The organism is Shewanella surugensis, from assembly GCF_023284005.1.
Classification (GTDB): domain Bacteria; phylum Pseudomonadota; class Gammaproteobacteria; order Enterobacterales; family Shewanellaceae; genus Shewanella; species Shewanella surugensis.
On record NZ_JAKIKS010000310.1, the window covers coordinates 1 to 1358 of the forward strand.

The 1358-nt window shown below is 39.5% G+C and carries 1 protein-coding gene; it reads left to right on the forward strand.

Annotation, left to right across the window (positions count from 1 at the left end; translation table 11 throughout):
- A partial coding sequence (locus tag L2764_RS27190; protein WP_248943450.1) for a hypothetical protein occupies positions 1-1130 on the forward strand: 1130 nt, incomplete at its 5' end.
- Positions 1131-1358 lie beyond the last annotated feature (228 nt).

Here is a 1358-nt window from a genome sequence, read left to right on the forward strand (position 1 = left end):
CTGCTCAACTAACTTCAGGTGTTAAAAGTGATTTTTGGGTGAAAATAAACCAAGATAATGCTGTTACAATTACTGCACAAACTCACCAGCAGCCTCAGCAGGAATTAACGCCGATTAATCGCCAACAGGCTTTACAAGTCGCTTTTGGGGATAATCATGCTTATATACCTGCTAAAGATGCCAATAAACCCACTGATTTAGTGATCCCTCAAGGCTTTATGCCTAATTTTATGCAGCAAGCTGGCATTCAAGCACAGAAGCAACATTATGCGCTACAAGTCGATAAGCTATTTAATTCCATTGCCAGAGAATTACAAGCTAAACAGATCACAGGCGTTAATCTTAGTCAATTGAAGCAGGTGATTAAGGAGCGTGTAGCAGCGCCTGAAAATTCGAATGCACAATATGCACTCAAAGCCCATGTTGAAACCTCTATTGCTCAAATTGAGTTATGGCCATTGTTGATCCGTAATTGCGAGCAACAAGCTTTCTTTGATATTTTTAAATTAGACATTAACGGCACTAATTTTGCTAATTGTAATGAAGGCTTAGCAGGAAAAGCCATTCAAATTACCAGTAATTTAAAAGGCAGTAGTGCCCAAAGTCAGGGTGAACGGGTAGCAGGTTATAAAGAAGGACTACTCAATGGATTATCTTCGGGCATTTATCCTGCAGAAAGTGCGGCTGTTAATAAACAAATGGTGGCACATTTTATTCGAAGTGGTCACATTCCCTTACCAGCAACTGTTGATTTAGATCTGCCGATGAATGCAACAGCGCAGCAGAAGCAAACAGCGCTGGATGCATATCTTGATCTACAGTTAACGGGTTATGGTGGGGTGAGAAATCGCGTTGCACAAAATATAGCGCAAGTCAGGCTTAACTATGATGCTCAAATTGGTGCTCATCTTCTTGATTGTGAAATGAGTTACTTTAAAGAATTATTGGCTAATGCAGTAGAGAGAGATGATATAACTGAGTTTCGTAATGTCTTAAAAAATACCTTAGGCCTAGACAATGAGCATCTGATTAATCTGGCTTATGAGGCGAAAGGTTTATCTGATAGTCAACTTAAGCAATACGTGCTGGCAACGTTACAACGAAATGATTTATTAACGCCTATAAATTAAAGGAATGCATTCAGAGCATGAATTCAGTATTTGAAAATGTGTTTATAACCTACACCTACACCTACACCTACACCTACACCTACACCCACATCGACATAAGTTAAAAAATTAAGCTAATCTAAACCCGTAAAGTGACTCTTTAAGTGGCTTTACGGGTTTAGAATAGGGAAAGACTAACCAAGACACCCAGTGCGCCGAGATAAATCGGTAGAAGATTGGAGGTGAAAG